The organism is Aeromonas sp. HMWF016, assembly GCF_963878195.1.
GTDB lineage: Bacteria > Pseudomonadota > Gammaproteobacteria > Enterobacterales > Aeromonadaceae > Aeromonas > Aeromonas lacus.
In genome coordinates this window covers 12,199-16,552 of sequence record NZ_CAWNWX010000059.1, presented here as the reverse complement: position 1 = coordinate 16,552, position 4,354 = coordinate 12,199, and the positions used below count along the sequence as shown (strand labels likewise).

Sequence of the window (4,354 nt, the reverse complement as noted above, 5' to 3'; positions counted from 1 at the left end):
GTTACGCTCTTTTTTGTCAACCTTTAATCCCATCCTTTCTGATTCTAAAGTATGATCATTAAAATCACCTTGATAGAAAAATGAATACCTAAATAATCCAGAATAAAATGTTAAAGCAACAGAACGTTTAACCCCACTCTCACCACAAACTTTATTTTTCTCACCTGCCCCACCGATAACACCACACGAGCTATCAATTTTAAAAAAAATCCCTTCTGGGCTCATTGCCTCTTCAGGATATTTTAACTCTATCTTTTTAGGTGTGCCGTATCTATATTGAACCAATGTCATATCTTTGTTTTTATCGCCTACAGGGACACCGCAAAATGAAACTATTTTTTTATTTTCAAGTGTACATGACGCATATACTTGTTCTTGGCTGCCACACAAAGAGCCTGAGATATACTCGCCTGCATAAGAATGCGATGAGAAAATGGCAAGGGTGACTAATATATATTTATTGGTCATGGAGAACCTCCTCATTCCATAAGCGCCAAAAGTTATTTTTTCTTTTTTGTCTGGAATCTGTATTAAGATTTATGATGTTAGTAATTCTATCCACTGCTGCATCGCTTGCTTCATTTGCATAATCAAAGCATTTTGCACGTGGATCTGGATTTGCCTTACTACTATTACTTATCCAAAACCATGCCGCTGACCTTGCAGCAAACTTTATTTCTGATAGTATCTCAAAATCATCAACAGCATTAATTATATCATTAGGCCACTTAGATTGATTACTTTTATGCCAATCATTAAAACTGGTATAGTTGCTTTTTCCTGTAACTTGTTTCAAGCCTCTTCCTCTATAGTTCCACCCATCATTGGAGCTATAAGAACCATTACCTAGTTCAGCTCGATTCCCATATATTGTATTGACAATCGCAATTTGGTCATCAAGAGTAACATCATTGCCATCACTTTTAATATATCTGCGTGGCTTCTCTGTTTTTGTAACATATCCATGAACATCGGCATAAAGACGCCCATCTGGATAGCGACGAGTACTACCACCCAGAAAAGTTTTTATAGCACTAACACTCCAGATTCCACCTTCAATAACATTCAAGTCTGGCCCTGTTTCTTGAAGAATCTGTGCAAAGAAATGGGTTCTTTTTAATGGTGTGTCGAGCTGATAAAAATCAATATGCTCATTCAATTCATCAGCTATTCCCTGTAACTCCTTATCCTTGCTATTGTTCCTCTTGAAATTGGTGTATATACATTTCATCATGTCAAGAGTAAATTTAAACCCTCGTTTTTCTCTTCCCACCAACCCCATCATCCCCGCAGGGTGAATAAACCAAGGCTTGATATCACCCAATATCTTACTGGCATCGTCCATCCACGCCATATTTTTGTGTACCTGCATCGCATATTCATAGAGTTTCGGCTGCTCAGCCAACTCCTGTTTTAAGCGCGGCCACTCCTTGCCTGGCTGTACCCATTCGCTTTTGTGCTTGATAAACAACATGCGCAACTTGCCCGCCAACTCCTCATCGGCCAACGCGGCCTTGATGTCATTGCCGCTCAGGGTGCCATCGTTGTCCCTGTCTGTCACCAGCTTGTCATAGAGGGTACTGAAAAATTTGCTCGCCTCTTTCTGTTGCGGATCTTCACTCTCGGTATCAGCCTTGTCCAAAAATCCATCGTCATCGCTGCTGCCATCGACCAACTTGACACCCAGCTTGTGCCAGTCGTGCTGACTGATGACTTCGACATCACCGCCCTGCAATACGAACTCGCCAGCCAACTCCCCGTCCGCAGCAGTCCGCTCACGCACTTTCACAAAGTTGTTGGCACCGTGAGTGACAATATCAGACTCTTTCACCGCCAACGGTAAGACCAGCGGCCCAAAATTGGCAACCTCGTGAAAACCATGTTGGCTATCGCTGGTGAGACGATAGGTAGTGACCTTTTTCTTTACCAGCAGGTAGCCCTGGCCACCGGTTACTCGCGCCTTGTTATTGATACAATCTTCAAGCGCCTGTTTGTCGCTCTCTGCCACAAACACCTCAAAGTGCACGGCTTTGCTGTCTGCGTCTTTCTCGAAACCGCTGGCACCGGCAGTGGCTAGCTCATGCTCACCCCAATGACCGATGATCTCTCCGGCCTGCACCGGTATCGGATTTGCACTGCGGTTAACAACCGGCGCATCGTCTTTGAATTCGACGGGGATAGTCGGTTCGGCGGTCAGTCTGGCACCCATCTTGCTTTTTGCCAGCCAGCCAACGGCACCTTTGCTGACATTGGTCATCACCTGATTGGCACTGTCTTTGACAGTGCCGCTGCCCACCTTGAAAACCTGTACTTTACGAAACTCAGTCGTGCCGCCATTGATGCTTATCATTTGTGCCGGCTCACCAGATATCACGACCTCACTACCTGCAGGCAACCCCAAGCTCTCAGCTGTGGTGTCAGCGCTTTTACGTAGCCATGTATTACCAGGGATCTTACAGCGAGCTGGCTTGCCTTCCGGTGGCGTCATCCACGTCGGCTTTTGTGGAAATTCCTGCTGCAATTGGCTTGCCGCAATATGGAACAGGCTGTCCGGGTCATCAACGTAGTGCACCAGATAGTAATCGTGGGGCTCATCTTTGTGGTTAAGCAGGTTCTTCACTTCCTGGTCGACCAACTTCACTTCAGCCCCCCGTTTCGCATAGACAGGTTTATCGCCAGACAGCCGACGTATCAGCTTGGGAGGAGTTCCCTCTACCACAGGTTTATAGGTGGACACACCTGTCCCCTTGACCGTTACTCGCGCAGCCTCGGGACTGTTGTAGCTGTTCTCACAGGCGATGTGCATGTAGAGGCTGTAGAAGGTCAGGCGATTCTTGTTCTGCTCACCGGCTTCGTAGCAATGACGTACCAGACAAAACGAAGGGGAGGTATACAAGTCAATCTTTCCCTCTGGCTTGCCCTTTTCGGAGCTACGGGTCGCCTTGGCTGGTTTGGTCGCCAGTCGGTAGGCCACAATCTCCCCGTCAGCAATCGCGCGCACTGCGCCGCTCGGGTGCCAGCCTCCGCTTTTACTGAAGTGGATACCACCGTGCCAGATGCGGTTACGGCCTATCGGGAAGGTACCGCTCTTGAGACCATTGATCTTCTTGATAAATTCATCGAGGGATGCAATCTCGCTGGAGCCATTTTCACCCGCCAGTTGCATGGGATAGACGATTTTCATCTTTGTCATTCAATCCTAAGTTGTTCGTCGAACATCAAGCTGAGGGCTGATAATCGCTATCGGGCTCCAACACCTTGAGCAACGCCTCCATCGCCTTCTCGGTGGCAATCGCCTTGACCAGTTCAACCAGTTCCGGGGCTTTGACCAACTCAACCCCTTTGGGAGTAACGGGAGCCTGACCAGCCCAGCCAGACCCCGCGCCCGCGCTGCCACCGGCATTGAGCTTGATGGCGGGGCCCACCAGCTTGATGCCGCTCGGGTCAACTTTCACAAAGCTGCCCCCCCCCTTGAGGGTGATCTCGGAGCCCGCCTCCAGCACCAGCTTGTCACCCACCTTGATATGCACCTCTTCACCGGCTTCCACTAACAGGGATTGGCCCATCTTCTGGTGCAGGGAGGTATCCACCGTCAGCGAATAGTCCGCCTTGATGTGGTCGCGTTTTTCACCTTCAACTGTCAGGTGGTCATTGCCGAGGCTGGGCGGAGCGCCATCCTTACCCGGCACCTTTCTGATGCGGGTTACCCGATCAAAGTCGATATCCCGATGCTCGTCGTGTTTGATGTGCCACGTCGCATCGCTTTCGATAAGCACGTTCAGGTCTTTCTGACCGTGGATATAAATCTCTTCCTGCCCTGCCTGGTCTTCAAAACGCAGCTCGTTGAAACCTTCACCCTTGTGGGTTTCGGTGCGCAGCACGGTGCGGGTCTTGTTGGCAGGCAGCTCATACGGCGGCCGGTTGGTAGCGTGGTAGGTGCGCCCCGTCACGATGGGCTGGTCGGGGTCTCCTTCCAGAAACGAGACGATGACCTCGTGACCAATGCGCGGGATGGCCATCATGCCGTACTGACCGCCAGCCCAGCCTTGCGATACTCGCACCCAGCAGGAGCTCTGGTCGTTGGAGCTGCCATATCTGTCCCACGGGAACTGCAGCTTCACCCGGCCGTGCTCGTCGCAGTAAATCTCCTCGCCCTCGGGGCCCACCACCATGGCGATTTGCGGGCCGTCCACCATCGGCTTGTGGGGTGCCTCGGGGCTGCCGATACGGGCACGCCAGGTGGTGCTCGCCTTCACTACACCAAATTCGTTGTGGTAGACGGTCGGGCCGCTGCCACCTTCTTCTTCCAAGGCCTGGGGTTGTTCACCGGTGTGGCGGATATGGACGATTTGCC

General features: G+C 50.3%; 3 protein-coding genes. All 3 read right to left on the bottom strand.

Translation table 11 applies throughout. From position 1 onward, the window contains the following. Positions 1–468 (bottom strand): hypothetical protein (locus tag AACS24_RS08570; protein ID WP_219927762.1); only part of this gene is annotated, 468 nt, incomplete at its 3' end. Beyond that, a complete protein-coding gene (locus AACS24_RS08565; protein ID WP_258223155.1) occupies positions 458–3,184 on the bottom strand; it encodes a glycoside hydrolase family 19 protein in 2,727 nt (908 codons plus the stop codon). The genes AACS24_RS08565 and AACS24_RS08570, both read right to left, overlap by 11 nt. Positions 3,185–3,218: 34 nt before the next feature. Next, a partial coding sequence (gene tssI, locus AACS24_RS21895) for a type VI secretion system tip protein TssI/VgrG (RefSeq protein WP_258223154.1) occupies positions 3,219–4,354 on the bottom strand: 1,136 nt, incomplete at its 5' end.